General features: G+C 41.0%; 26 protein-coding genes. 11 read left to right on the top strand and 15 right to left on the bottom strand.

The features are described from left to right. Positions 1-287: 287 nt before the first annotated feature. From ESZ50_RS07710 to ESZ50_RS07685, 6 genes are all read right to left on the bottom strand, one after another. A complete protein-coding gene (locus ESZ50_RS07710) occupies positions 288-983 on the bottom strand; it encodes an NAD-dependent protein deacylase (RefSeq protein WP_148622983.1) in 696 nt (231 codons plus the stop codon). A 1-nt stretch (position 984) separates the two neighbouring features. Continuing rightward, positions 985-1,941 carry an IpaB/EvcA family protein gene (locus ESZ50_RS07705; protein WP_148622982.1) on the bottom strand — a complete coding sequence of 319 codons (957 nt, stop codon included), beginning with the start codon at positions 1,939-1,941 and terminating at the stop codon, positions 985-987. Positions 1,942-1,949: 8 nt separating this feature from the next. Then, entirely contained in the window at positions 1,950-3,200 is a 1,251-nt protein-coding gene (locus tag ESZ50_RS07700; protein ID WP_148622981.1) for a hydroxymethylglutaryl-CoA reductase, degradative, read from the bottom strand. A gap of 75 nt (positions 3,201-3,275) precedes the next feature. Then, positions 3,276-3,476 (bottom strand): helix-turn-helix domain-containing protein, encoded by a 201-nt coding sequence (locus tag ESZ50_RS07695; protein ID WP_148622980.1) that lies wholly within the window; start codon positions 3,474-3,476, stop codon positions 3,276-3,278. 235 nt (positions 3,477-3,711) lie between these two features. Continuing rightward, entirely contained in the window at positions 3,712-4,164 is a 453-nt protein-coding gene (locus ESZ50_RS07690) for a MerR family transcriptional regulator (RefSeq protein ID WP_148622979.1), read from the bottom strand. A 37-nt stretch (positions 4,165-4,201) separates the two neighbouring features. Next, positions 4,202-6,373 (bottom strand): LTA synthase family protein, encoded by a 2,172-nt coding sequence (locus tag ESZ50_RS07685; RefSeq protein WP_148622978.1) that lies wholly within the window; start codon positions 6,371-6,373, stop codon positions 4,202-4,204. Between the two features lie 142 nt (positions 6,374-6,515). Here ESZ50_RS07685 and ESZ50_RS07680 point away from each other — a divergent pair, with 142 nt between their 5' ends. Continuing rightward, a complete protein-coding gene (locus tag ESZ50_RS07680) occupies positions 6,516-6,962 on the top strand; it encodes a GNAT family N-acetyltransferase (RefSeq protein WP_148622977.1) in 447 nt (148 codons plus the stop codon). A 66-nt stretch (positions 6,963-7,028) separates the two neighbouring features. On the opposite strand, the gene ESZ50_RS07675 is transcribed toward ESZ50_RS07680, so the two are convergent. Next, positions 7,029-7,856 carry a DUF368 domain-containing protein gene (locus tag ESZ50_RS07675; protein WP_148622976.1) on the bottom strand — a complete coding sequence of 276 codons (828 nt, stop codon included), beginning with the start codon at positions 7,854-7,856 and terminating at the stop codon, positions 7,029-7,031. A 144-nt stretch (positions 7,857-8,000) separates the two neighbouring features. On the opposite strand from ESZ50_RS07675, the gene ESZ50_RS07670 reads away from it, so the two are divergent. Continuing rightward, positions 8,001-8,966, top strand: coding sequence for a hypothetical protein (locus ESZ50_RS07670; protein ID WP_148622975.1), 966 nt, complete (start codon positions 8,001-8,003; stop codon positions 8,964-8,966). Between the two features lie 72 nt (positions 8,967-9,038). Here the strand turns inward: ESZ50_RS07670 and gyrA are convergent, their stop codons facing one another. The 6 genes from gyrA to dnaA form a co-directional block, all read right to left on the bottom strand. Further along, positions 9,039-11,570, bottom strand: a complete 2,532-nt coding sequence (gyrA, locus tag ESZ50_RS07665) for a DNA gyrase subunit A (RefSeq protein ID WP_148622974.1) — start codon at positions 11,568-11,570, stop codon at positions 9,039-9,041. Positions 11,571-11,605: 35 nt separating this feature from the next. Next, on the bottom strand, positions 11,606-13,552 hold the full coding sequence (gene gyrB, locus ESZ50_RS07660) for a DNA topoisomerase (ATP-hydrolyzing) subunit B (protein WP_148622973.1): 1,947 nt from the start codon (positions 13,550-13,552) through the stop codon (positions 11,606-11,608). Beyond that, a complete protein-coding gene (gene recF / locus ESZ50_RS07655; RefSeq protein WP_148622972.1) occupies positions 13,545-14,684 on the bottom strand; it encodes a DNA replication/repair protein RecF in 1,140 nt (379 codons plus the stop codon). Before recF ends, gyrB begins: the two co-directional genes overlap by 8 nt. Beyond that, complete coding sequence (gene yaaA / locus ESZ50_RS07650) at positions 14,684-14,917, bottom strand: S4 domain-containing protein YaaA (protein ID WP_148622971.1); 234 nt, start codon at positions 14,915-14,917, stop codon at positions 14,684-14,686. The genes recF and yaaA overlap by 1 nt, the downstream gene beginning before the upstream one ends. A 193-nt stretch (positions 14,918-15,110) precedes the next feature. Beyond that, positions 15,111-16,244, bottom strand: coding sequence for a DNA polymerase III subunit beta (dnaN, locus tag ESZ50_RS07645; RefSeq protein ID WP_148622970.1), 1,134 nt, complete (start codon positions 16,242-16,244; stop codon positions 15,111-15,113). Positions 16,245-16,460: 216 nt separating this feature from the next. Next, entirely contained in the window at positions 16,461-17,852 is a 1,392-nt protein-coding gene (gene dnaA, locus ESZ50_RS07640) for a chromosomal replication initiator protein DnaA (protein WP_148622969.1), read from the bottom strand. A 659-nt stretch (positions 17,853-18,511) separates the two neighbouring features. On the opposite strand from dnaA, the gene rpmH reads away from it, so the two are divergent. From rpmH to lepB, 4 genes are all read left to right on the top strand, one after another. Further along, on the top strand, positions 18,512-18,646 hold the full coding sequence (rpmH, locus tag ESZ50_RS07635) for a 50S ribosomal protein L34 (RefSeq protein ID WP_002828338.1): 135 nt from the start codon (positions 18,512-18,514) through the stop codon (positions 18,644-18,646). A 108-nt stretch (positions 18,647-18,754) separates the two neighbouring features. After that, positions 18,755-19,105, top strand: coding sequence for a ribonuclease P protein component (gene rnpA, locus ESZ50_RS07630; protein ID WP_148622968.1), 351 nt, complete (start codon positions 18,755-18,757; stop codon positions 19,103-19,105). A gap of 18 nt (positions 19,106-19,123) precedes the next feature. Further along, complete coding sequence (locus ESZ50_RS07625) at positions 19,124-19,963, top strand: YidC/Oxa1 family membrane protein insertase (protein ID WP_148622967.1); 840 nt, start codon at positions 19,124-19,126, stop codon at positions 19,961-19,963. Between the two features lie 76 nt (positions 19,964-20,039). Then, positions 20,040-20,666 (top strand): signal peptidase I, encoded by a 627-nt coding sequence (gene lepB / locus ESZ50_RS07620; protein WP_148622966.1) that lies wholly within the window; start codon positions 20,040-20,042, stop codon positions 20,664-20,666. An 81-nt stretch (positions 20,667-20,747) separates the two neighbouring features. On the opposite strand, the gene ESZ50_RS07615 is transcribed toward lepB, so the two are convergent. Beyond that, positions 20,748-22,106 (bottom strand): amino acid permease, encoded by a 1,359-nt coding sequence (locus tag ESZ50_RS07615; RefSeq protein WP_148622965.1) that lies wholly within the window; start codon positions 22,104-22,106, stop codon positions 20,748-20,750. 691 nt (positions 22,107-22,797) lie between these two features. Between ESZ50_RS07615 and ESZ50_RS07610 the strand changes: the two genes are divergently transcribed. From ESZ50_RS07610 to ESZ50_RS07590, 5 genes are all read left to right on the top strand, one after another. Continuing rightward, positions 22,798-23,037 (top strand): YdeI/OmpD-associated family protein, encoded by a 240-nt coding sequence (locus tag ESZ50_RS07610; RefSeq protein WP_148622964.1) that lies wholly within the window; start codon positions 22,798-22,800, stop codon positions 23,035-23,037. Between the two features lie 24 nt (positions 23,038-23,061). After that, positions 23,062-23,394 (top strand): iron chaperone, encoded by a 333-nt coding sequence (locus ESZ50_RS07605; RefSeq protein WP_148622963.1) that lies wholly within the window; start codon positions 23,062-23,064, stop codon positions 23,392-23,394. Between the two features lie 103 nt (positions 23,395-23,497). Then, positions 23,498-24,034 carry a phenolic acid decarboxylase gene (locus ESZ50_RS07600; protein ID WP_148622962.1) on the top strand — a complete coding sequence of 179 codons (537 nt, stop codon included), beginning with the start codon at positions 23,498-23,500 and terminating at the stop codon, positions 24,032-24,034. A 6-nt stretch (positions 24,035-24,040) separates the two neighbouring features. After that, positions 24,041-24,577, top strand: a complete 537-nt coding sequence (locus ESZ50_RS07595) for a PadR family transcriptional regulator (protein WP_148622961.1) — start codon at positions 24,041-24,043, stop codon at positions 24,575-24,577. Positions 24,578-24,748: 171 nt separating this feature from the next. Beyond that, positions 24,749-25,165 (top strand): hypothetical protein, encoded by a 417-nt coding sequence (locus ESZ50_RS07590; RefSeq protein ID WP_148622960.1) that lies wholly within the window; start codon positions 24,749-24,751, stop codon positions 25,163-25,165. A 41-nt stretch (positions 25,166-25,206) separates the two neighbouring features. On the opposite strand, the gene ESZ50_RS07585 is transcribed toward ESZ50_RS07590, so the two are convergent. Then, the gene (locus ESZ50_RS07585) at positions 25,207-26,085 is read right to left on the bottom strand and encodes a LysR family transcriptional regulator (protein ID WP_148622959.1); all 879 of its coding nucleotides are present in this window, start codon (positions 26,083-26,085) and stop codon (positions 25,207-25,209) included. Positions 26,086-26,164 lie beyond the last annotated feature (79 nt).

The raw sequence follows: 26,164 nt of genomic DNA, 5'->3' as shown, positions 1-26,164 counted from the left end.
GCCTTTCGACAACTTTTATATAATATCTCAATCAAACTATCTTGTCAACACTTTCGTTTAACAAAGCCTGTTTTGATAATATCTGTTGCCTATGCATTTGCATCTGACAACTTAATCTATAATACATAGCTAAATGCAGTTAGTCAAGGTTTTTTCTCTAAATTAATCCGTGACATTTAGCCTTTTCTAGAGCCTCCCATTTTTAGCAGCAAATACGTCATATATCCAATTGATTTTAATATAAAAAGGACCTAAATGATCGAAATATCATCTAGGTCCTTTTTATACTACTCAAGCGTTGCAAAAAACTCGTTAGCATCACCGATAATCTGATGTACCGGATACATAGTATCAATTGTTTCCATATTGATCGCTAAAATCGGTGTACCAGCTTTAGCATATTCAAGTAAACCCGCAAATGGGTAGACAACAAAACTCGTCCCAACAATCACTAGCAGATCAGCTTCACGAACCCATTGACTTGCTTCTTCTACACGGAATGGGATTTCACCGTACAAAGTAATTGCCGGACGGAGTAACTCACCATTGGGCAACCGCATATTCGCCAAATAATACTCAACTGTACTAGTTGTCCCAGTTATGACCCCGTAGATATCATAAAGCGTTCCGTGAAAATTCAAAACATTTTCCGCACCCGCTGCCTCATGTAAACCATCGACATTCTGACTAATAATCTTTGCGCCACGTATGTGTGTCATCTCGGCCATTCGTTCATGAATAATATTGGGCTTCGCCTGAGGAAAATACATATTTTCCTTCATAAAATCATACATTGCCTCTGGTTCTCGTTCGAGCGCCTCGGTACTCAGTAGATATTCTGGTCGTTGCAACGTCCCTTGATATATTCCATTTTTTGAACGATAGTCAGGAATACCCGATGCTGTCGATACACCGGCACCCGTTAAGAACACAATATGCTTTGCCTGATCAAATAGTCGCTGAATTTCTGGAGTAACCATCAGCTTAGTCCCGTACCGTATATGGTAGTTTCATCGCATCCAGAATATCTTGAACCGGTGTTTGATAGAATTCTTTGAACCAATTTGCTTGATTTTCTTGACTTGGCGTAATCACGAAGCTATTTTGCCCATCGTTCTTGGCCAACGCAATATACGCATCCCCGTTTGTCGTACGGTTTTTGAAATCTGCATGTTTAACCTCAAACACCTGATTAACAGTCAAGCGTAACTGGCGCTCTGAGAGCACTGGCGTAACGGTGGTGAATTCCGCATTAAACAACTCCGGCAACTCCCACATCAACATTTGCGCATCAAAGCCTTTAAACGCTGTTACGATTGCTCGATGTACAGAAGCAGGATCTTTAATACTATCAAGGACTAATTGATCAACCAACAGCCCAGCCGCCTGCCAGGCCTCAGGGAATTCCTGCACAAATTCAGCTTCCCATTCTGCCGAACTATCAGGATAATTCCGCAAGAATACCTTAGCATCTAGCAACGTCAATAGTCGCAAAGCCGCCTCTTGTTTGTCACCAGCGACCTCACTTGTCAAAGTATTCCTAACCCCTTGAACATATGCTTCAGCAACGTCCCTAGTAAGCAACCCATGACTCGCTTGCTCACGATAAATAATGGCATGCATCACCGGCTGATAAAGATAGGTTGCCATAACCATTAATTGTTCTGTAAGTTCAGGCTCAGGCGCCTCCAACTGAAAGAAGATTTGTGGATATCCGTGCAAAGTCAGCATCATGTGCAACAATTCGTCAGTCGCCATGAAGTCTGGTGCTGTAGTATCAGTAATTTCAATCATCAATCGCGTTCCCAACATATCGGTCTTGATCTGATCATGTCTAATAACACCACTTGCATTCCCCGCCGTCCGCAGGATCACAGTGCCTGGATAAGTTTGGTTAACTTGCTCTAAAAGTTTTACTGTGTCAGCTGAAAAAATTGCCATCTCTATTTTTACTTCCTTATTTCATCTAGTATTTTTTTTGCGCTACTTGAATTAAACTTCTTCTCGGCTTGCAAGGCCCGGACCACAAGTGGAACTTCATTAGGATTAGCGCCAACCGCTACAGCTAATGACTTAGCTTGCAGTTTCATATGTCCACTTTGAATTCCAGTGGTTACGAGTGCTTTCAATGCTGCTAAATTCTGCACCAATCCAACCCCGGCAATGATTGCCGTCAACTCATTTACATCTGGATTACCCATGATTGTATGATTCAGTTTCACGGCTGGCACAATTCCAATTGACCCCCCTACAACTCCTAAGAGAAGTGGTAGCGTTGTTTTACCAACCAGTTCACCGTCATCAATGCTCCACTGAACAAGTCCACGATATTTACCGTCCTTAGCAGCATATGCATGTAAGGCCGCATTGACCGCCCTTGTGTCATTACCGCTTGCAAGAACGGCTGCCTCAACCCCGTTCATCAGCCCTTTGTTGCTAGTAACCGCCCGATATTCTGAGAGTTGTTCGATCAAACTTGCTTGTACAATTCGCTCAGCCACTTCGGCACCTGTTAAGCCATCTTTAGCTGCTAGAACACCTACTGGAATCTTCACTTGGGCATCAATAATTGCTTCATTTGCCATATTAGAAAGAATCGCCAGCAGGACATTATATCCAATCGTCCTTAATTGCTGTGCGACCGCCTCAGCCATCGTATTAACAACATTAGCCCCCATTGCCGCCTGCGGATCGACCAAGATGTTAACAATTACTTTATCATGATCAATCACTTCGCTCAAAATACGTTTAGCACCGCCACCACGTTTCTTCATTGAAGGATAAGCATTGTTGGCTAGATTAAGTAAATCCGCCACATGTTCGTTAACATACCCCAGCAAATCATCAGGATTATCCAGTTCAGTTACAATAACTTGCCCCCGAACTAATCTTTCCGTTTGTCGCGTCTTAATCCCGGTCCCATAGCGAACGAGTTTCGCCCCATTGTTAGCGGCAGCGATAACACTTGGCTCTTCAGTGGCCATTGGAACAGTCACATGATGATCATTTATCAACAAATCAGTGATAACTCCGACTGGTACACCAAAGTTATATAAGTAATTTTCAACTTGTTGCGAGCCAACAGCATCAAAATGATCCCTCATTAATTTTTGGTCAGCTACAGTTAATTGCCGATTCTCAGCTAACTTGGTAATTCGTTCATCCGAAGTTAATTTGTAAAAATTTTCCCAGCCACTCATTATCATTCACCCGCCTATCGCAAAAAACATCACCACATTATCTTTCCAATTAGTTTACCATTTTTAAACCGTTTACTAACCCCGATTACTTAAAAATTCATGAATCGTCACCCCTGCCAAGCCACACAAGCGAAGCAAAGTGTCTGTGTCGGGCTTGATATAATTTCTCTCATATCGTGAAATCGTTGATTGATGGACATGGATTAGTTTTGCGAATTCAATCTGGTTCATTTGTAGCTGTCGTCGTAATCTTGTTATTTTTTCGCCAACTTGCATAATTAAATCCTCCTAAACGTTCATAGTCTAAGTATAAAAAGACTGTTAGAAATCATTAACCACACTTAAACGCTTCTTAGTCAGCTCGCATTTTGATTTGGTTGTTAACAATCTCCATCGCTCCATTACTACAATAGGACCCTTAAAATTGCAAAATGATCATATCCCGTTAACCATTTTTAAGCAGAAAAAAAAACGGCCAGCATGGGAGATTCCCTTAGCTTGGCCGCCTTCTTTAATTATCAGCTACATCTTTCACGATGTACTTAATTCCCTGCTTATCGTCGCGCTTAGCATACAACCGTTGTTTATGGTCCTCATCAAAATAACCAAAATCAACAACTTCCTCGCCGTCCAAAATCCCGATTCCTTGTACACCAACGCTGATAACGTCATGAACTGTTCGCCAAATTTTTTCGAGCTCTTTGGTTTGCTGTACTGCAACCTTCAAACTATTTCCTTCATCCAAAAAATGTTTGATCATCGAAACTTTAATATACGTTTCATGATTGTAAACACGCGCCTCATCACCTTCACGCTTGATGGGACTGATAATCCCTTTACTTTCCCAATAGCGTAGCTGGCGGGTTGATGCCCCAGTCATTGTAGCTATTTCGCCAATCCGAAACTTAAAACGTTCAGCCTGAAGCCCCTTTTTTAATAAATCGTGCTTGTTGATAAAAGCCACTAGACACCTCCTACGCTAATCTAATTTTTAAAAATACTTATGGATTAGGTGTATCGCCACCATCCGTACTGTCACCACCATCTGGATTCACTTGCTGGATACGTGATGTATTTGTTTTCGCCTCATCCTTCTCAGGTGCATCTGTGGAGAACAAATCTGCCGTCGTCTTATCACTATTTTGTGACCAAAGACTCTTAGAGTTGTTTCCCTTTAGTTGTTCAAGCTTTTCGAGCTTGGCCAAACCATTTGCATAGTTATACTTAGTCCCATCAACCGCCTTGAAGCCAGTTGGTGTGTAGAAACGCAAAAGGTCCTTCTGGTTAACTGCATCAGAATTACTCAACTGTGAATTAACCGACTTTTGCCATTGATCAATCTTACCCGTAAGTTCCTTTGATGGGTTAGTAACTGCTTGGCCTGTTTTATTATCATAAATTGTCTTGTTGATATAAGCGTAATCAGGTGTTACATAATCCTTATTTCTAAAGGCAACCAATTGCTGACGAGCTGTGCTCAAAAGATCTTGTCCAAACTGAATAAATCCAGATGTATCAGTAATCCCTAACAAATGTTCCAAAGTTGGCATCACATCAATCTCCCCACCATAAGTGTGATCAATGTGCCCCTTTGTATATCCTGGAATATCGATCATAAAGGGAACTCTTTGCAGCATCGCATCATCATAGCTACTCCAAGTATTAGGATCCTTACCAATGACGCTGGCCAATGTTTTGTTCTCAGAATTAGAGATACCATAGTGATCACCATAGATCACCACAATCGAATTCTTGGATAAGCCTGACTTATCGAGATAATCATAAAATTCTTTAATCGAATTATCAAGATAATTGGCCGTTTGGAAATAACCATCAACTACTGAACTACCCGTGTCTGTCGTTGTGAAATCAGGATTCTTGTCCTGATCATCTAGCGTATAAGGGAAGTGATTCGTCACGGTAATATATTTTGCATAGAACGGTTGCTGCATACGCTCCAAATATTTAATCGAGTCATTAAACAGCAATTTATCCTTCAAACCATATCCCATTGCCTTATCACCAGAGGTGTCATAATAACTAGCGTCAAAGAAATACTGATACCCCATATTCTTATAAGTATTATTTCGATTCCAAAAACTAGCATTATTTCCGTGGAAGACTGCTGAAGAATAACCTTCATCTTGACTAAGAATTGCTGGCATCGCTTGGAAAGTCTGGCTACTACCTTGTGTTGCAAAAAGTGACCCTTGTGGCAATCCAAATGTCGATGTTTCCAACATATTCTCGGCATCCGACGTTTTTCCTTGTCCAACTTGATTGAAGAAATTATCAAATGCAATCGTACTATTAGAATGATAAATACTATTCAAAAACGGTGTCACTTCTTGGCCATTGATTTTCAGATCAATTAGGAACTGCTGGAATGACTCCAAATGAATAACAAAAACATTCTTGCCTTTCGCAATTCCAGCATACTCTGGATTAGCGCCCGCATAGTGTGTCTTTAAATATTCACGAACCTTATCAATATCTGATTTCTTAGCGTTTTTACGCATCTGATTTACACCATGCGTTTTAATCGCATCAACAACCGTGTAAGTATCGAGCCCTAAATCTTTGACCATTTCTTTGCTATCAAACTGGCGCGTAATTAACTGCGGACGCTGTGCCTCTCCCAAGGCGAATGTCACCAAAAATGAGAACAGTGCCAGTGTTGTAAGTGCGAAAGCTGTAAAACGAGGTGTTTCAGCTCGACCGAAGCGCAATTTTTTAAAGAACATCAGAATTGGAATGATTAATAAATCAATCCAAAAGAGAATATCATGTAAATTCGTCAATGCAAATCCGGATGCACCCAAACCTTGATTAACTTTGTCGTAACCTAGCATCACCGAAACCGACATAAAGTCGGAAAATTCACGGAAATAAATTACATTTAGCTGGATTAAAACGATGTTAAGAATATACATCACCGTGGCAACTGCATAAAAATAACGCGCCTTACGGAAATACAAAGCCGAACCAATCATCAATAGCGGCAAGGTCATCGGGCTAATTAACAAAGTTATCCATTGGACAGGACTAGCTGCTGAAAACAGGCTAAAGTCCATCACACTTGCTAAAATCATCTTTCCCCATGCTAGTACTACTAGCAATACCACAAACCCCAGTCGTGAATGGATCCAACTTAATCGATTATATTGTTTCATAATCCTACCTTATTCGTTTGAATTTTTTCACTAATTTTTTGTTAATAATTTCATATAACTCCACCAAAATAAGTGCACTCTGCCTATTATACGATAAAATATATTAGAACAACCTAAATAAATTTTGTTGAGGTACCTTTTTATGAGCGATAACGAATTAATTGTAAGCAAAGAATATGGTTTAGGTAGCTTTAGCAAGGCAGCCTTAAAAATTAGACAGGCTGTTTTTGTCGAAGAACAAGGAATTGCTCTTGATATTGAATTGGATGATTATGATAACACTACGACCCACTATGTTGGCTTTACCGCAGAAAAACCAGTAACCACAGCGCGCGTATTAACAAATCCTACTGATAACAGCTGGCACATTCAACGTGTTGCAACCTTATCTGAGGCTCGTGGTCATGGTTATGCAGCGAAGTTAATGCGAACAATCATTATTGATGCCAAAGAAGCCGGGGTTCACAAGATCGACCTAGGTGCCCAGGTTCCTTCACTTGGCTTCTATGAACGAATTGGCTTCAACGTAATCGGCGAGCCTTTTGTAGAAGCTGGTATTGATCACGTCCAGATGGAATTGGTAATTTAAGTTCCTTTCTAAATTAAGCCATCAAAAAAGAGTCTGACCCAGCTTGCCGCTAGTTCAGACTCTTTTTTATTTCACACGCTCTTCCAGTTGACTCATCCAGTGGCCCAACCAGATCCCACCAAGTAGCAATGCAATTGACCATAAAATTTCAAAAACACCAAAAGTATGATAATCGGTTGGAATAATCATCACCGTCGAGGCCAGCACCACTCCAAAGATAAAATGGAATAATTTTGTATGCCAACGCTGGAAGATTAATTCCATAATTTTCGATAGGATCAACAGAACCGCCACTAACCCCAACATCATCGGCGTTAAGACCTCAAGTTGCAGGTTCTTAATTCCATCGCTCATCCCCTTATAGAGTCCCAGGTACAGCAAGAAGTTAGATGGACTAAGCCCAGGAATTATCAATCCCAAACCGATTAATGCACCGGCTAAAATCCATGCCCCAAAGCTTGGCTCCATTTTTGAGAACAAAGGTGCGCCGAAAAGTAGAAATGCCAACATGACACTAGCGCTAACTACCGTTACGCCTAAATCACTGCCGTTACGCCCATGTTTACCAGCCTCACGCCAAAGTGCCGGCAAAGTTCCTAAAATCGCACCAATAAAGAACCAAAGCGCAACCGACTCATATCGCCCAAGAAAGAAACTAATCGCAAATGAAAGTAAGAAGATTCCTAACAAGGCACCTAAACCAATCGGAAGGAAATAACGTACATCTTCCTTGAAACGCTTTAACGGATTCGCCAAGAACTGAATAATCCGTTCATACATACCAAAGACAGCCGCTAATGCCCCACCTGAAATCCCCGGCAAAATAAATCCCGAGCCAATCATTGCGCCCTTAAACGCCTGCAATAACCAAAAACCTCGCTTTTGCTTCTCCATTAACATCCCCTTAAAATTTAATAAACATTCAATTCTGGAAAACGCTTTCATATAAATAATGAGTATTTACTTGATATTTATAACATAAGTAATTATAATTAGTAAAATGTTTTGTAATTAACCTTCAAAAGTGAGGCTCACACCATGAATACCAAAAATAAAATCCCCGCGGATAGCTTACGAGCGGCAATTATCTACTTTATCAAAGAACGCCGCATTTCTATCCCCGTCGTACTAGATAATGTTGATATCTCTCGTTCACGTCTGTATGACTATCTACAAGGCAACGGTAAGATTTCTGCCACAACAATGGCGAATATTCTGACAGCCACCGGCGTCAGCTTTAACGAGATTCTCACCCACATCTATATTGATAACCCTATGTTAGTCTCAATGGCCACCCAAAATATCCAATTATCAACGGAAACAAACTCATCTGGAAAACCAACGATTGCTGATGTTGATATGACTATTCGTAAATTCCGCTCATCTAATGATATTAACTTATTAAGCGAGTTGATTACAACTATCAACTACCGTGTAGCCGATGTCGAAGAGCGTGATCAACTAATCGCTCGGATCATGCCGACGGTCGATCAGCTTTTCCGGAAGCAAAAATTCTTTTCAAATGCTGATACCTTACTCTTCTCTAGCCTTCTACCTTATGAAGATTATGAAAAAGCCCGCCAAGTTGCCGACGTAACTCACCAATACGTCCTCGAACTTAATAAATTAGAGCGCCAGGGACTTATGTCTGCCCGTCGTGGTCTGCCTGATGCTTATCATAACTATGGTCTCATCACAATCGAGTTATTGAAATTAGCCATGGCTAATGATGATTCACTTGAAGTCCATCGCCTAATTAAGCAAATCGGTAATTTCGAAATGCTAATTGCCGATTTCTACTTCAGCACTTTACGGAAGATTGCGAATGTGATGGCCTTGATTCTTGATAATGACTTCATTGATGCTGAACGAACATGGAACACCCTCGTTGAAACGATTGATTTCATGATCGATCCTAAATTAGCCGGGACATATTACTACTTCACCAAGATGACCTTTGCTGAATTCTCAAAGCCAATTACAGAGTACTTAGATCGGCTATAATAACCACAAAATAAAACAGAGTGTAACGGATTTCAAATCCATCACACTCTGTTTTTAATTTACTAAAGATATTTATTCTTCTGTTTCTGCACGCTCTAGCAACTCTGTTACCTCGCCGTTTTCACTTGGTGCGACAATCGCGTCCTCACTTAACACTTCAGCAGATTCTTCATGTTCCACTTTAGCCAAAGTTGCGACGGTTGCATCATCATCCAAACGAATCAAACGAACTCCTTGGGTTGCACGCCCAGTCTCTGACACAGAGTCAGCAGTAAAGCGAATCATAACACCCTTGTTAGTAGTTAGCATAATATCCTCACTACCATCAATCACCGTGATACCGGCCAAAGGACCATTTTTAGCGGTAATTTGAGCGGTCTTGATTCCCTTACCACCACGTCCCTTAATTGGATATTCATGGCTCGGCGTTTGCTTTCCATAACCATTCTCCGTGATAACCAGAACTCTGGCATCCTCAGGTAACACCTCAGCACCAATCACGTGATCATCATCCCGTAGATTAATTCCGCGTACTCCAGCTGCTGAACGTCCCATTGAACGCACTGCATCCTCTCGGAAGGAAACAGCATAACCACCACGAGTTCCAATTAGCATATTCTGCCCGCCGTCAGTAACTTGCGCAGAGATTAATTCATCCCCTTCACGCAAACTGATTGCTCGCAATCCGTGAGCACGAATATTTGTAAATTCGGTCACAGGAGTTCGCTTTACAACTCCATTTCGTGTGGTAAAGAAGATGAAATCATTACTCTCACTAGCGTCTCCACGGATATTCAAAACGGCCTGCACTTGTTCACCAGATTCAATTCCCAAGAGATTAACTACCGGGATTCCCTTGGCCGTACGTCCATATTCTGGAACCTCATAGCCCTTCATCTTGTAAACTTTTCCTGCATTTGTAAAGAATAGCAGTGTATCATGTGTTGACGTCGAAACTAGATGTTCAATGAAATCATCATCATTAACACCCATTCCTTGAATTCCACGACCACCACGATTCTGTGCTCGGAATTCAGACGTTACCATTCGCTTGATGTAACCACCATTAGTTAGCGTAACGAATACGTCTTCTTCTTCAATTAGATCTTCATCTTCGATACTTGTTACATCACCAACCTGCAATTCAGTACGACGCTTATCACCAAACTTATCTTGAATTTCCAATAATTCAGTATAGATAATTTCATCGATTCGCTCTGGCTTCGACAAAACATCCTTCAAATCAGTAATCGTTGCCATGAGGCTTTGATACTCATCTTCAATCTTGCCACGTTCCAAACCGGTCAAACGCACCAAACGCATATCCAAGATTGCCTGCGATTGCTTATCCGACAAAGCATATTCTGTCATTAAGCGATTTTTAGCAATTTCAGATGTTTCAGACCCACGAATAATCGAAATGATCGCATCAATATGATCGAGCGCAACACGTAATCCTTCAAGGATATGTGCCCGTGCCTCGGCCTTTTTCAAGTCAAATTCAGTTCGACGACGGACAACTTCTTGTTGATGAACAAGGTATGCTTCCAAGATCGCTTTTAGTCCCAGCAAACGAGGTCGACCATCTTGAACAGCCAACATATTGAAACTAAAGTTTGTTTGCATCAATGTATTCTTATATAGATTATTCAAAACCACCGATGCAGATACATCACGACGCACATCAATCGCGATCCGGTAACCTTCACGATCGGATTCATCATTAACGGCCGTAATACCATCTACACGCTTATCACGTCCTAATTCAGCGATCCGTTCAATCAAGCGCGCCTTATTAACCATATATGGCAACTCATTAACGATAATTCGCTCACGACCAGATTTTTCAGTTTCGATTTCGACCTTGGCACGAACCGTCACAGTTCCTTTACCGGTCTCATAAGCCTTACGAATACCAGACTTTCCCATAACCAAAGCACCAGTTGGGAAATCGGGTCCTGGTAAGACTTCCATTAATTCAGCAGTCGTTGCGTCTGGATTATCCATCAACAAATGCAACGCCGAAATCACTTCACCCAAATTATGTGGCGGAATATTAGTAGCCATTCCCACCGCAATACCATTTGCTCCGTTGACTAATAAATTAGGAAAACGTGATGGCAAAACCTCAGGTTCACGATCAGTTCCATCATAGTTATCTGCAAAATTGATCGTATCTTTATTGATGTCGCGTAACATCTCCATGGCGATCTTGCTCAAACGTGCCTCGGTATATCGCATAGCAGCGGCCGGATCGCCATCAATTGATCCAAAGTTTCCGTGACCATCAACCAACATATAACGATATGAGAAATCTTGGGCCATTCGTACCATGGAATCATAAATTGCAGAATCACCATGTGGGTGATACTTACCCATGACATCTCCAACAATACGAGCTGACTTTTTATGTTGTTTATCGGGTGTTACACCCAGTTCATGCATTCCGTATAAAATCCGGCGGTGCACAGGTTTCAAACCATCCCGCACGTCTGGCAAGGCTCGCGCGACGATAACAGACATCGCGTAGTCCAAAAAGGAAGTCCGCATCTGTTCACCCAATCGGGCAACCTTGATCCGGCTATTTGTTTGTTCTTCAGCCATTTATTTATCCCTTCATTCTTGATAGTTGGGCAATTTTAGACGTCCAATTCTGCATACTGAGCATTTTGCTCGATGAACTCACGTCGTGGCTCAACCTTGTCTCCCATCAGCATTGAAAAGACTTGATCTGCTTCAATTGCGTCATCCATATCAACTTGTAATAGTCGACGAACTTCAGGATCCATTGTTGTTTCCCATAATTGTTCTGCATCCATCTCACCAAGCCCCTTATACCGTTGAATAACTGGCTTTGGTGTTGCTGGCAAAGTTGGCAAAAGTGCATCAAGCTCTTCTTCTGAGTCAAGATACTGCACAAACTTTCCCTGGCGTACTTGATATAGTGGTGGCTGAGCGATATAAATATAGCCAGCTTCAAGCAATGGACGCATATAACGATAAATCAATGTCAAAAGTAGTGTCCGAATATGCGCACCGTCGACATCGGCATCGGTCATCAAAATCAGTTTATGATACTTAGCCTTAGTAACATCAAATTCGTTACCGAAACCTGTACCCATCGCTGTAAATAATGAACGAATCTCTTCATTATTAAGAATCTTATCCAGACTTGCCTTCTCAACATTCAAAATCTTTCCACGAATTGGCAAAATTGCTTGTGTCAAACGTTCGCGACCTTGCTTGGCTGAACCACCGGCAGAATCACCCTCAACGATGAATAGTTCTGAGATTGCGGGGTCTTTCGAGGTGTTGTCGGCCAACTTACCTGGTAAATTAGCAATTTCCAAACCACTCTTCTTACGCGTTGCCTCGCGCGCACGCTTGGCAGCCAAACGTGCCTTGCCCGCTAAGATCCCTTTTTCAACAATCTGTTTTGCAACAGTTGGGTTCTCCAACATAAACCGATTAAACGTTTCAGAGAACATCCGATCAACGGCAGTACGTGCATCTGAATTACCCAACTTAGTCTTCGTTTGACCTTCAAACTGTGGATCTGGATGCTTAACAGAAACAATTGCTGTTAACCCTTCACGAACATCATCCCCAGATAGGGCATCATCATTTTCCTTTAACTGACCATTTTTGCGTGCATAATCGTTGATGACACGCGTCAAAGCAGCCTTGAAACCAGTCTCGTGGGTTCCACCTTCATATGTGTGAATGTTGTTAGTAAATGACAGCATATTACTATGGAAATCATCAGTATATTGGAGCGAAACTTCAACCGCAATTCCGTTTTCCAATCCCTCAACATAAACCGGTTCTTCAAATAACACATCTTTATTGGCATTTAGGAATTCAACATATTCTCTAATTCCACCCTCAAAGTGGAAGGTCTCGACCTTCGCTTCTGCTTGGCGTAAGTCTGTGATTGAAATCCGCAATCCTTTATTCAAGAAAGCCAGTTCACGAACTCGACTCAATAAAGTCTTATATTCGAAAACAGTCGTCTCCCGGAAAATATCGGGATCTGGCGTAAAATGAACAATTGTTCCACGTGAAACCGGTTGGTTATCAGCTGAAATCTCTTTCATACTGGTGGCTACATGCCCACGCGCAAAATCCATATAAAAGGCTCGCCCATCACGAACAACAGTCGCATCGAGGCTAGTTGAAAGTGCATTAACAACTGACGCTCCAACACCATGCAATCCACCAGAGACTTTGTAACCGCCACCACCAAATTTTCCACCTGCGTGCAAAATTGTAAAGACAGTTTCCAAAGCTGGCTTACCAGTCTTTTCTTGAATGTCAGTTGGAATTCCACGACCATTATCAGTAACGGTGATCGAATTATCTTTTTCAATTGTCACGGTAATATGATCCGCAAAACCTGCTAGGGCCTCATCAATACCGTTATCAACAATTTCCCAAACTAAATGATGCAATCCTTGGCTACTAGTCGTTCCAATATACATTCCTGGTCGCTTACGAACCGCTTCAAGTCCTTCCAGAACTTGAATTTGACTTGCGTCATAATCGTCCGCATTCGTCTGCATTTGCGTTACTGCTTCATCAGCCATGCTGTCCTCCATCTTCTTCGACAACGTTTAAAGTTCCTGCCTGAACTTTAAAAATCTTTGGTTCTTTTATTAATTGCCGAGCCACATCACTTAAAGAAGGCGTTGTAAGAAAAGTCTGCACTTTATCTTGCATTGCCATTAAAAGGTGTGTCTGTCTTACTGTATCTAGCTCTGATAGAACATCATCTAATAAAAGAATTGGATATTCATCAGTTTCTTCTTTCATTAGGTCAATTTCAGCCAATTTCAGCGCTAAAGCGGCCGTCCTTTGCTGCCCTTGTGAGCCGAACTCAGCCACATCGTGATCATTTACTAAAAACTGTAAATCATCTCGGTGCGGTCCCAGTAAGGTTGTTCCCATAAATATCTCGCGTTCCTGAAGTTTTATATAACGCGCTAATAAGGCAGACTTAATGGTTTCTTGATCCTGCCTTTCTTCTTCGGATAGTTGCGAGATATATTTAATATCTAGTTGTTCCAATTCTTGTGTAATTGCCGCATGAATGGGCTTAGCAGCCCGCGCCAAGCGTTCAACCAACACCAATCGGCGTATGATCAACTCGGTCGCATACCCACTAAGTTGCTCCGTTAGAACCTCTAGATATAACAAGTCACGACTTTTTTTATTTTGCAGTTGTTTTAAATATTGATTGCGTTGCTTTAAAATTGCTCGATATTGATTGGCAACATATAAATACTTAGGGCTCATCTGCGAAAATTCACGATCAATGAAATTTCTTCTCAACGCCGGAGCACCCTTGATCAATGCAAGGTCCTCAGGCGCGAATAAGATTACATTCATCTGACCAACATAATTGGCTAACTTAGCCTGATCCAAATGGTTCATTCGTGCTTTTTTGCCCTTGGTCGTAAAATCAATCTCCAACGGTAATTTACCCAACCGGCGTTCAACAACTCCGCTGACCTTTGCCGTTTTACCCTCCCAACCAATTAAATCTTTGTCATTGGTCGTTCGGTGTGAGCGCGTTAATGCTAACGCATAGATCGCTTCAAGCAAATTCGTCTTCCCTTGCGCGTTTGAACCAAGAAAAATGTTTACACCGGGAGTGAAATCAATGTCAACAGCCTCATAATTCCGAAAATTCTGTAACTGAAGATTTTCTAACCACATTATTCGGCTTCAACGCCCGTTCCGTTGATTATGAAGCGTTCCCCAGTTGGTAGTGCCACAATATCGCCTGGGTAAAGCTTGCGTCCTCGGCGATCATCGTGTTCTTGATTAACTAACACCTCATTCTCGCGCAGATACCATTTTGACTGGCCACCTGTTGCGACGATGTTCTCTTCTTTGAGCAATTGCCCTAATGTAATGTAGGTTGTTTCAATGGATACTTGCGTCGCCATGATAACCATCCTTTCTGTACCGTTCCACTTAGGACATGCAGTCCAAACATAAGTAGAATTATACGCTTTTTTGATCCAATATTCAATTTTTCGGTAGTATATGCGCCTATAAACAACTTTCATTTAAAATCGACAAAAAAGCCGAAATTAATGATTTTTTCTCAAATCGTTAATTTCGGCTTTTTTTGACAGTTTAGTAGGTTCTAACTGGTGTGATCAACTGAATAAAATTGGTTTCGTTATTCGTGGGAACAAGTGTGAAAGGATCCAAGGCTGTTTTAAAGCCAATTTGAATTTGTTCATCCCCAAATGATTTAAGTGCTTCACGCATATAATCAGGATTAAATGAAATCGTCAGCTCCTCGCCAGCTGTTTCAGCTGCGAAAATCTGTTCTTCAACACGACCAACCTCTGGTGAATTTGACGAGATCATTGATTGGTCTCCGTTCACGGTAAATTGGATCACATTTGAACGTCCTTCATGACTCAAAAGAGCAGCGCGTTCGATCGTTTGCAAAAGATCACGTGAATTAATCGTTAGCGTTGTCCGCTTCTCGGTTGGAATCAACCGAGCTGCATCAGGGTAGTTTCCTTCCAGCAAACGTGAGTAAAAGGTCGTATTTGCTCCTAACTGGAAAATAACTTGGTTTTCAGCTACGCGAACATCAACGGTCTCAACCTCTACTAACATTGCTTGTAGCTGATTTAAACTGTCTCCAGGCACGATAATATCCGCACTTGCGCTGATATCCCCATCAAGAGCAACTGTTCGTTGTGCTAAGCGATGACGATCTGTGGCAACGGCTGTTAGATTCCCTCCATCAATGATGAAATGGACACCAGTTAAAATGGGTTGGCTTAATTGTTTTGAAACAGCAATCACCGTTTGATTAATTACTTCAACTAACGTTTCAGATGCTAATGTCAAACTATTTTGAATTTCAACCTCTGGTAGATGTGGGTAATTGGCAGCATCTTGACCATTAATATCAAATTCTGCATTTTCAGAAGTTATTTTGGCTTGAAATCCAGTTGTGTTTGCCAATGAAAAGTTTTGTCCAGGAAGGCGTTTTACTATATTAGTGAAAAATGTTGCTGGCAAAACAATTGAACCAGTCTCGCCAATTTGTAATTCAGCTTGATCATCAGTGACTGGAATTGTTGTCTCAATTGAGATATCGGTGTTGGATCCCGTTAATGTTAAACCGTTAGATTCCAGTACCATTTTAATTCCACTTAAAATAGGCATTGCTGTTTTTGATGAAATTGCACGATTAACATTATTCAAAGCTTTAATAAAAGTTGTTCGGTTAATTGTAAATTGCATTTTGAACTCCTCAGTTTTTTATCAGTTAAGGGGAACATGTTCCCGTCGTATGACTGATTTATTTAAGTAAATAAAATAATAATAATAATAAGGGCTGTGTAAACTGTGGATAACCCTTCCATAGACCATTGTACCAATATTTGGTCTATGTGGAATAGTGTGTGGATAACTTTTGGATAAGTTAGAAGTTATCCACATGCTAATTTCTCGACTTTATCAAGAGTTGCTCAGGTTTTCACGTATTTCTTGGATTTGTCGAACCAGGGTTGTATCTTCAGAAATCAGATTAACAATTTTATCGCTGGCGTGCATTACCGTTGTATGATCTTTTCCGCCGAAACTACGTCCGATTTGTGGCAAAGACTCCTGGGTGATGTCGCGAGATAAGTACATAGCGATTTGGCGTGGTACAACAATTTCTTTATTGCGCTTTTTGCCGATGATATCACCAATAGTAATGTCAAAATACTTGGCAACTTCATCTTGAATCATTTCAATAGTAACAGTTCTTTGGCGTTTAAAGTTTAACGAGTCAAGGATGTTACGAGCTGTATCGACGGTCATTGGCTCGGGACTAAAGCGTAGTTTACCAACAACTTGATTGAAGACCCCTTCCAATTCACGGACATTTGTGTCAACTGAAGCAGCGATTTCATCAATCACATCATTTGGGATTTGAAGGCCTTCTTGCTCAGCTTTATTACGTAGGATGGCAACTTTTGTTGGTAGATCGGGCTTGGTGATATTGGCTGAATAACCCATTGAGAATCTGGAAACGAGCCGATCCTCGATACCTTTAATATCACGAGGTAATTTATCAGAAGTCATAACAATTTGATGATTAACTTCGGTAACAGCATTAAATGTATTAAAGAATTCCTCTTGAATTTTCGCTTTATCGGCTAAGAATTGAATATCATCAACCAATAGTAGATCGACTGAGCGGTATTCACGCTTGAATTGTTCAACGGCATCCTGACTTTTACGCAAGGCTTCCGTGAAATCATTGATAAAGGTTTCAGTTGTGATGAATTTGACACGTGCATTGGGATTAGCCTCTAGTACGGAGTTACCAATTGCTTGCATTAAATGTGTTTTGCCAAGACCCACGCCACCATAAATCATTAATGGATTCCATTGTTTGCCAGGGTCCTTTGCAACGGCTTGTGCAACTGAATAAGCTTCGAGGTTTGTGTCAGATGAAACAAACGTATCAAAGCGGAATTCGGGATTTAATGCAGTCGCGGACACGGAAAAGCTGTTCGTCGTACTTGTAGGCTTGCTAGCAGCTTCAACTGTTGGCTCAACGACTACCGGTTGTGCTTCAATAAATTGGACTACTGGCTGAACGAATGTGGGTGTTCCATATAAGTTCATGGTTGCTTGCATAGCAGCAGTGACAAAAGAAGCGAAGTAAACACTTTCTTGTCCTTTCCATGCATCAGCGACCTCGCTGCTTGATGTGGTGAGATATAACATTGTAGTGTTATTGGCTGTTGTAACCATTAACGGTGATAGCGACTCGACGAAATTATTAAATGTAAACCCTTCGGTAATTTGCGACCGGAGGGTTTCTTTAATGGCTTTCCAAAGTTCAAGATGGTCCATTGGAAGCCTCCTTACTCCATAAAATAAAAGTCAAAATAAGTTATCCACAGTAAAAAAGTAGAAAATCACTACGAACATCAGCAATTTTCCCCAAGATAATCCCTATTCTGATTTAGTTAGCCTAATTGTAGCAATCATTGAGTGAGTTATCCACAGATAAGCATCAAATATTTAAATAATGGTGGATAACTTTTGGTTATATTCACAGTCTGTGGAAAATGTTTTCCAGAGTTCCACAGGGATGTTAATATAGTTATCCACAGGAACGGCTCGAATTGTGTAAAAATCGTGGATAACTTACTTTTCCCCCAGTGATTGTGGATATCTACCCTTGATTAAATAGGCGCTTGTTGAGTTATCCACATATCCACAAGTTAATACACAGATTATTTTCACATGGTGTGGATTATGTGGATAACCTGTGGATTATGTGGAAAAACAGATAACAGTCTGTTATGCTGTTAAAAGTTATTAACATAACGGAGAGTTACTTTCTGGATAAATTGTTTAAAATATCAATCTTAATAAAGATTAAGGAAAGTTTAACGCTTTTAGAATTGTTGTGTTCTATAGTTCGATATGGTAAGATTGAATCCGAATTGTGGTTTGGCCTTGCCAACCGCAGGCCAAATTAAACTACGAATGGGAGGTGTCACATTATGAAGCGTACATACCAACCTAAGAAGCGTCACCGTGAGCGCGTACACGGCTTCCGTAAGCGCATGAGCACTAGTAACGGACGCAAGGTACTTGCTCGTCGTCGCCAAAAGGGCCGTAAGGTATTGTCAGCCTAATTAGGCCAGTCCTTCTTTAGGATTACTGATAAAAAACGCGTGGTTCGCCTTTTCGGCTGAGCTGCGCGTTTTCTTTTTGTCAATTTTTAGATAAGCAAGGAGCAATTAATGCGTAAGAGTTATCGGGTAAAGTCAGAGCGCGATTTCCAGAAGGTTTTTGAACAGCATAACTCATTCGCAAACAAGATGTTTGTTGTTTATACAATGGAACGGCAGGACGTAAAGCATTTTAGATTAGGAATATCTGTTTCAAAAAAAGTTGGTTTACGCGGGCATGAGCGCGTATGGGTTAAGCGCCGGATTCGACAAAGTGTGCTGGAATTTAAGCCACGGTTGCGTCAAGATGTTGATATTTTGGTAATTGCTCGTCCAACGGCGCACGATGTAGATATGAAGATCATCAAGCAGAATTTGGAACATGTCTTCGAACGAGCAAGTTTATTTATAGAAGAAAACTAAATATTATGGAGAAAAATAATGCAGAAAACTGAAAAATTACGAAAGTTTTCGATTCCAGCGATCATAACAGCTGTAATTGCGTTACTGGTTATGATCATTGCCGCAATTACTTATAGTGGTAGCCTAACTGGAACTGGCTTTTGGCAAGGGGTTATTATTGATAACTTTGCTCGATCAATCTTGGGTGTTTCTGAGTGGTTTGGTAGCAGTTATGGATTTGGAATCATCGTATTTACTTTGTTGATTCGTTTGTTGATCCTGCCTCTAATGATCTTCCAAACAAATTCAATGGTTAAGATGCAAGAGGTTGCGCCACAATTAAAAGCACTACAAGCAAAGTATCCTTCAAAGGATCAAGCATCAATGCGGGCGATGCAACTTGAACAATCAGCGCTTTATAAAGAGGCGGGTGTAAATCCATTTGCATCATTTATTCCCCTGTTGATTCAAATGCCAGTGTTGATTGCTTTGTACCAGGCAATTCGGACAACCAAGGAATTGCAAGTTGGTTCATTTCTGTGGGCGCAATTAGGAAGTAACGATCCGTACTTCATTTTGCCACTACTAGCAGCATTCTTTACCTTTGCCTCATCATACTTAGTGATGATTGGGCAACCAGAAAAGAATGGAATGACGACATCAATGACTTACATTATGCCGGTGATTATTTTCTTCATGGCCTTCCAACTCCCTTCAGCACTTTCAATTTACTGGGTAATTTCAAATGCTTTCCAAACAGGACAGACTTGGTTTATCCAGAATCCATTTAAGTTGCGTGAGGAACGTGCAAATAAAAAGGCTGCTCAAAAGGCACAAGAGCGTGCTATTCAAAAAGCTAAGCGTTCAAGAAAGCGTTAAGAAACACTTGGACGGGGTTTTATTAAGCTAGGCATGGTAAACTGTACCTAAGTATTGATATAAGGAGAGAGAGTACATGAAAGCATTGCGTGAGATCATGTCGTGGATTATCCCAATTGTCTTGGGGATCGCTGTGGCTTTCGCTATTAAAACTTATTGGTTCAGATTTGTTCGGATTGATGGTACCTCAATGGAGCCCAATTTGAAGAATAATGAATGGGTGATGGTTTATAATAACGATAAAATTAAGCGTGGTAGCGTAATCGTTTTTGATGCTTATGGACAAGATCCAGAGGCAACTGCCAAAAAAGAATATGTTAAGCGTGTTATCGGAATGCCGGGAGATACGGTTAGTGCTGAAAACGGTGTGATCAAGGTTAATAACAAGGTTGTTGACCAATCCTACATCCCTGATTCTGAGCAAAAGGCGACAAATATCGTCAATAACGTCGGTAACTGGTCTAGTTTGGCAGCTCTTGGTAGCAAGATGGACTGGCAACGTAAGATCTCTGTAACTGTTCCTAAGGGACAATATTTCGTGTTGGGTGATCATCGCTCAGTCTCGAATGATTCACGTTACTGGGGATTTGTGACAAAGGATTCTGTGATGGGCGTTGTTAAGGTACCGTTCTGGGGCTCAAAGAGTGCACAGACTAATATTAACGACCAAAGCAAGAATTTCTTTAGTTCGGCTACTAATTAAAAATAAAGGCACTCTAGTAAATACTAGGGTGCCTTTAAAATTAAAAGAGGCAATTGGACCAAAATTCCAATTGCCTCTTTTTTAATTTCTTTTATTCCAGCTTAATAATGAGTAACCACCAACCATTGCAATAAAGAAGATTACGGTTGCAATAACTGAGATTTGTGTTGCCGGATCGAGCACTAGAATGATTAAAATCCCGACGAAGAATGCAATCGTAACGTAATCACTTAGCGGATATAGCGGCATTTTGAAGTTGCTCGAAGTAGTGCTCCCAATGGACTTTTTATAACGCAAATGGGTAACAATTAAAATGATCCAAACAAAGATGAAGCTCATAGTAGCAACTCCGGTAATTAGAGTGAAAACTTGTGAAGGATAAAAGTAATTCAATAAGACTGCACCTAGGAAGATTGCTGATGAGACGACTAAACCGTTCACCGGAACTTGTTGTCTTGAAATCTTACCGAAGAAACTAGGAGCTTGTTTGTTTTTAGCTAGTACATATAGTGTACGGCTGGTTGAGAAGATTGCTGAATTGGCAGCCGACAAAGCGGCAGTAAGAACGATGAAATTCACAATCGTTGCGGCGAAACTGATACCCATACCTGAGAAGACCTGAACAAATGGTGACTGGTTTGCGTTAATGTTTTGCCAAGGGTAGATCGACATGATGATTACCATGGCACCAACGTAAAATAAACCAACACGTAAAGGAACTGAATTGATTGCTTTAGGTAGGTCCTTTTCAGGATTCTCAGTCTCGCCGGCCGTTAATCCAACCATCTCGATACCGGTGAAAGCGAAGATAACCATTGGAAAAGCGAGGATAAAGCCATGGAGACCGGTCGCGAAGAAACCACCGTGATTAACCAGGTTAGCCAATGTGGCGGTTGAGTCACCGCTCTTGAAGCCGGTTAATAGCATAATAATTCCAATAATTATTAAAGCCAGGATTGCAAAGATTTTAATCGATGCAAAGCCAGACTCGAGTTCGCCAAACCAGCGAACATTAACAAGGTTCATGGCGACTAAGGCGATAATCACAATTAAGGGCGTTACCCATTGGGGAAGGCTAGGAAACCAGTATCGTAGATAAATTCCGGTAGCAGTTAGATCGGCCATTGCCAGACTTGCCCAACTTAACCAATAGGCCCAGCCGATTGCAAACTCCCATTTTTCTCCCAAATATTCGCGAACGAAGTCAATGAATGATCGCATATTGGTATTGGAAAGCAGTAGCTCACCAATTGCTCGCATCATTAGATATGCGAAAAAGCCGGTGATTATATATGCAAGGATAAGAGAGGGACCAGCCAAGCGGATCGCTGATCCAGATCCCAAGAATAATCCGGTACCGATAGCTCCACCAATAGCGATCATTTGAATGTGGCGTGATTTCAAACCACGCGAAAGTTCTTGTTGATTGTTTTCTTCCATAAGAGGCCTCCCGACATGGCGATACACAAAAAGTCCCCATGCCAAATTATTTGACATAGGGACGTTATTCACGCGGTTCCACCCTATTTCTCAGTCCGAATGGAATGAGCAACTTAATTTAAAATATATAGGTTATACATTAACAAGCAACGCCAAAATTTCCACTTAATATCCATTTCCACCAACCATGGACTCGCTAAGATTAAGCCAGGAAATTCATTTTGCTATCTGTGAACAGAAAACTGTAATGGCTAAATCATACAGAGGAAAGAGCTGACTGTCAATCATATAGTGAGAAATCAAGATTATAAACACAATACCTTACAAGGTGTAACGTGCTATGTATAGCACAAAAACCAGTGAGGACAAGCTGCGCAGGCAAACGTGCTATTTTAGTAATTGGCAGGATTAAATCCTATATGTTTTCATGGTGGATTGTGAATCGTTACAATGCTCAATTTCGGGACGTGTTTTGAACTAGGACTTATTCAAAGGAATCACAAAAATGTTGCTATATTGATCACTTTATTATGCAGATATTGAAATATGTAGCAGTATGTTATTTGTTGGTGGGTGATACAGCCGTAACAGAATCACTTGTTGAGTTGTAAAGGATTAGATTCGTTTGGATTGTGCTTGGTTCAAATGGAGTACATAATATGTAGTAAACAATAATATGGGGGATGCAATTATGGCAAAAACGCTGGCTGAGTATGAGATGGATATTCCGGCAACGATTGCTTTGTTGAATGAAGCACCTGAGACTAAGGTCTTTTTTGAAGAGTTGACGCCTGGTTATCAACGCGAATGGGCTCGTTATATCTTTGGAGCAAAAGCAGTGGAGACTAAGACGCGGCATATTGAGCAGATGAAGTTGATTTTGGCTGCTGGTTATAAGTCAAAACGGGCATATGATCAACGGCCTAAGTAGGCAAAGATTAGTGAGGGATTAGCAATGACAATTATTACTGATTTTATTGACCAAGCACCAATGGAACAACAACCTTACTTGAATAAGATGTACCGATTAAGTAAGCAATTACTGCCAACGGCGGATGAAAAGATTAGTTATGGCATGCCAACCTTTTTCGAACATGGTAATTTGATTCATTTTGCTGGGATGAAGAAGCATCTTGGTTTTTATCCGACTCCAGATGTGATTACGCATTTTAGGGATGAGCTGGTGTCTTATAAGACAAGCAAGGGGGCAATTCAATTTCCGTATGAACGACCCTTACCAGTGGAATTAATTCAACAAATGATTACATATCGAAGCGAGCATCGATAATGAGGTGCTGGGAGGATACATTCAAGTATCCTTTTTTTATCTCTTGACTATGTGTCGATAACGACATATATTAGAGATGTACAAAAAAGGAGCATAAAGAAAAATGACTAAAACATTTAAGACATTAGCAGATTTTGTTGGAACACATTTTGTTTACACATATGACAATGGTTGGGAGTACGAATGGTACGCTAAGAATGATCATACTGTGGACTATCGCATCCATGGTGGAATGGTTGCCGGTCGCTGGGTTAAGGATCAGGAGGCTGACATCGTAATGTTGACGGAGGGTGTATACAAGATCACGTGGACGGAGCCAACGGGCACAGATGTTGCGCTAGATTTTATGCCAAATGAGCAAAAGTTGCACGGAACGATCTTCTTCCCAAAGTGGGTTGAGGAGCATCCTGAAATTACAGTGACCTTCCAAAACGAGCATATTGATGAAATGGAAGCTGCACGTGAAAAGTATGAAACTTATCCAAAGCTAGTCGTACCTGAGTTTGCAAAAATCACTTATATGGGTGATGCGGGAATTGATAATGAGGACGTAATTGCTGAGGCTCCTTATGCTGGAATGCCGGCCGACATTCGTGAAGGACGTTATTTTGATGCCGATTATCGGCGAATTGTACGGTAAGGCAATATGCCAAGACCAAGGATTTTGCCATTTATTATTTTAGGGGTTTTAAATAAGCGCGGCGCGAGTACCGGTAAGATCGTTTTGGACGAATTTCAAAACGAAATTAGTGAGTTTTGGACGGTTGCGCATAGTCAACTATATCCAGAGCTACAAAAGATGACCGATGAGGGACGTGTTTCGATTGTTCCGAATCAAACAAATGCTAAGACAGTCGTTTACGAGATCACGAGTATTGGTAAGGCAGATTTGGAGGCCTGGTTGCAAGAGCCTGTTACAGAGCAGAATAGCGCATTGACATCGTTGAAGCTTTATTTTGTTCAGGAGCGTCAGGCACCAGAGCTAAGAGCTATGATCATCGCTGATGTGAAACTACATGTGGAAAAGTTGCATCATTTGCAGGGACGCTTTACTGATTTATTTAGTGAGGCAGACCAAATTGCTGGTAATTATGGACACTATCTGATTTTGACGCGGGCAATTGAACGTGAAACCAATTATGTTGCATGGGCTAATGGCGTTCTGAACGATTTAGATAACTAGATGCAGGGGTTAAAGGAGACGGACGGTAGTTTAGTTCGTCTTTTTTGCTTGCTGATCCTGTTTCACGTGGAACAAGTTGAGGCTCGGTTGCATAGCCAAAGCTTCGAGATTTTGATAAGGTAGAGATAACCTAAAATACAAAGTTATTCTATATATAGAAAGTTGAGAAACATGGCTGTTGACGAACGGTTTTATCGATTTGATCGTGATTTTGATGTAATGCGATTTATTATTCGATTGATAGAAAAGAAAAATCCAATTTATGAAAAAAACGACGCAGTTAAGCGTGGACAATTAATTAATCAGCAAGAGATGAAGGTCCGTGAGAAAATGGACGAGATCCGTGAGATGCGTTTCTTCGATGCGGGGGATCTCTTTATATCGGCGAAGGTATTACCTGAGAAGGCTAAGAGTAAGGGTGAGGAGTATCGGGTCGTACTGGCATTGCCGGCAAAACGTAAATTCGCCAAGAAATTGGCTGATCTAGGTGTTGAAGTTACCTTCCGTGATTTTCAAGGTGATGATATTATCTACTGGTCTGTAAAGGAAGCTTTTGCGGCAACCCATCCGAATGAAACTGAATCATAAAGAAAAGGGCAGTGGTTTTTAAACCACTGCCTTTTGTTTTACTATAATTCGCTGGTTAAAATTGAAAGGAGGCGAGCCTCTTGCGGTGTCAAAATGTGATTCTTACGGTAGGCGATACTAGCATGGAACTGGGGTTGATTATCGTCTAATAAAGGAATTGCGACAATGTCATCACGAGCCGGATCGACGACATCAGCGAGAATTGATACGCCGACATCTTCGCCGATCATGTTCATTAGAAAATGTAGATCATTAGATTTGAACTGGACTTCAGGGGTGAAATGGGCATTTTTTGCCAAAATTTTTAGTGCCTCAGTATGGACGAAACTAGATTTGAACATAACAAATTTCTCTTGATGCAATTCGCTAAAATAAAGCGCTTTTTTCTGAGCCAGAGGGTTGCTACTAGCAACGAATACTGAAAAGTTGCTTTTGGCGAATTCATGGGTCACGAGGATCGATTCTGATTGGTCACCAATTGATCCAAGCAAAGCAATGTCAATCTCACCGTTATTAAGCGAGCTCCTAAGGCTGTTTGAGCCGGCTTCAACTGTCGTGATGTTCTCAATAAAATCATCGCGCATTAAGGTTTTGGCAATTTTGGCAAAATAAACACTCTCGATAATCGGTGGCAGCCCCAACAGTAGTGTACGAGTGTTCATGCGTTTGATTTCGTTTTTGGCAGTGTTGAGCTCGTTTAGAATCACTTTTGCGTGTTGATAGAGCTGTTCACCGGTTGTTGTGAAGATTAACTCTTTTTGCGAGTTACCACGAATAACCAGTTTAGTGGCAAATTCATCCTCTAGTCTTTTGATGGCGCTACTGATTGTCGGTTGACTAACTTCAAAAAATTTGGCAACTTTAGAAAAGTTTTTTTGAATAACTAACTGTTGATAATATTCCAAATCATGAATCTGCATGTGATGCTCCCTCTGTAATAAGGTTTGTGGTCGCTATATAAATTTTATTTATAGGTTTGTAAGAAGTTGACTATGTAAT

The sequence above is a fragment of the Weissella muntiaci genome, from assembly GCF_008107635.1.
Lineage (GTDB): Bacteria > Bacillota > Bacilli > Lactobacillales > Lactobacillaceae > Weissella > Weissella muntiaci.
Note: the sequence above shows the minus strand (reverse complement) of the source record. Positions and strands in the feature narration are given on the sequence as shown.

What these genes read in the sequence shown, in the direction of transcription:
- ESZ50_RS07595 (WP_148622961.1), top strand. Translation starts at nt 24,041, where the DNA reads ATGCCAAGACCAAGGATTTTGCCATTTATTATTTTAGGGGTTTTAAAT.
- ESZ50_RS07680 (WP_148622977.1), top strand. Translation starts at nt 6,516, where the DNA reads ATGAGCGATAACGAATTAATTGTAAGCAAAGAATATGGTTTAGGTAGC.
- recF (WP_148622972.1), bottom strand. Translation starts at nt 14,684, where the DNA reads ATGTGGTTAGAAAATCTTCAGTTACAGAATTTTCGGAATTATGAGGCT.
- ESZ50_RS07670 (WP_148622975.1), top strand. Translation starts at nt 8,001, where the DNA reads ATGAATACCAAAAATAAAATCCCCGCGGATAGCTTACGAGCGGCAATT.
- yaaA (WP_148622971.1), bottom strand. Translation starts at nt 14,917, where the DNA reads ATGGCGACGCAAGTATCCATTGAAACAACCTACATTACATTAGGGCAA.
- ESZ50_RS07605 (WP_148622963.1), top strand. Translation starts at nt 23,062, where the DNA reads ATGACAATTATTACTGATTTTATTGACCAAGCACCAATGGAACAACAA.
- ESZ50_RS07625 (WP_148622967.1), top strand. Translation starts at nt 19,124, where the DNA reads ATGCAGAAAACTGAAAAATTACGAAAGTTTTCGATTCCAGCGATCATA.
- gyrA (WP_148622974.1), bottom strand. Translation starts at nt 11,570, where the DNA reads ATGGCTGAAGAACAAACAAATAGCCGGATCAAGGTTGCCCGATTGGGT.
- ESZ50_RS07685 (WP_148622978.1), bottom strand. Translation starts at nt 6,373, where the DNA reads ATGAAACAATATAATCGATTAAGTTGGATCCATTCACGACTGGGGTTT.
- ESZ50_RS07585 (WP_148622959.1), bottom strand. Translation starts at nt 26,085, where the DNA reads ATGCAGATTCATGATTTGGAATATTATCAACAGTTAGTTATTCAAAAA.
- rpmH (WP_002828338.1), top strand. Translation starts at nt 18,512, where the DNA reads ATGAAGCGTACATACCAACCTAAGAAGCGTCACCGTGAGCGCGTACAC.
- rnpA (WP_148622968.1), top strand. Translation starts at nt 18,755, where the DNA reads ATGCGTAAGAGTTATCGGGTAAAGTCAGAGCGCGATTTCCAGAAGGTT.
- ESZ50_RS07600 (WP_148622962.1), top strand. Translation starts at nt 23,498, where the DNA reads ATGACTAAAACATTTAAGACATTAGCAGATTTTGTTGGAACACATTTT.
- ESZ50_RS07615 (WP_148622965.1), bottom strand. Translation starts at nt 22,106, where the DNA reads ATGGAAGAAAACAATCAACAAGAACTTTCGCGTGGTTTGAAATCACGC.
- ESZ50_RS07675 (WP_148622976.1), bottom strand. Translation starts at nt 7,856, where the DNA reads ATGGAGAAGCAAAAGCGAGGTTTTTGGTTATTGCAGGCGTTTAAGGGC.
- ESZ50_RS07700 (WP_148622981.1), bottom strand. Translation starts at nt 3,200, where the DNA reads ATGAGTGGCTGGGAAAATTTTTACAAATTAACTTCGGATGAACGAATT.
- ESZ50_RS07590 (WP_148622960.1), top strand. Translation starts at nt 24,749, where the DNA reads ATGGCTGTTGACGAACGGTTTTATCGATTTGATCGTGATTTTGATGTA.
- dnaA (WP_148622969.1), bottom strand. Translation starts at nt 17,852, where the DNA reads ATGGACCATCTTGAACTTTGGAAAGCCATTAAAGAAACCCTCCGGTCG.
- lepB (WP_148622966.1), top strand. Translation starts at nt 20,040, where the DNA reads ATGAAAGCATTGCGTGAGATCATGTCGTGGATTATCCCAATTGTCTTG.
- ESZ50_RS07695 (WP_148622980.1), bottom strand. Translation starts at nt 3,476, where the DNA reads ATGCAAGTTGGCGAAAAAATAACAAGATTACGACGACAGCTACAAATG.
- ESZ50_RS07610 (WP_148622964.1), top strand. Translation starts at nt 22,798, where the DNA reads ATGGCAAAAACGCTGGCTGAGTATGAGATGGATATTCCGGCAACGATT.
- gyrB (WP_148622973.1), bottom strand. Translation starts at nt 13,552, where the DNA reads ATGGCTGATGAAGCAGTAACGCAAATGCAGACGAATGCGGACGATTAT.
- dnaN (WP_148622970.1), bottom strand. Translation starts at nt 16,244, where the DNA reads ATGCAATTTACAATTAACCGAACAACTTTTATTAAAGCTTTGAATAAT.
- ESZ50_RS07705 (WP_148622982.1), bottom strand. Translation starts at nt 1,941, where the DNA reads ATGGCAATTTTTTCAGCTGACACAGTAAAACTTTTAGAGCAAGTTAAC.